Origin of the sequence: Bifidobacterium jacchi, assembly GCF_009078285.1 — a bacterium.
In the GTDB taxonomy this organism is placed as follows: domain Bacteria; phylum Actinomycetota; class Actinomycetes; order Actinomycetales; family Bifidobacteriaceae; genus Bifidobacterium; species Bifidobacterium jacchi.
On the sequence record NZ_RQSP01000065.1, the window covers coordinates 5,059 to 5,290 of the forward strand.

General features: G+C 65.9%; 1 pseudogene. It reads right to left on the minus strand.

Annotated elements, in window-relative coordinates:
- Window positions 1–232: pseudogene (locus EHS19_RS10870) on the minus strand (sialidase family protein); the annotation flags it as partial.

A 232-nucleotide genomic window follows, 5' to 3' on the forward strand; every position in this document is an offset into this window, starting at 1 on the left:
ATCTTCGCCTTGGCGGAGCCTTCCGGCGCGTCGGGGAACGCGCGCGTGATCTGCGCGTTGTTCTTCGGATCGGGCAGCTGCTTCTCCAGCTTCACCTCGCCGTAGTTGACGCCGCCGTCGGTGGAGATCGCGACCTTGCGATACGTGGCATCGCCCGGACGCACGTTGATCATCACGCGGCCGTCGGACAGCTCCACGACCTTGTTCTCGTCCATGCCGGTGCCGACCGGGT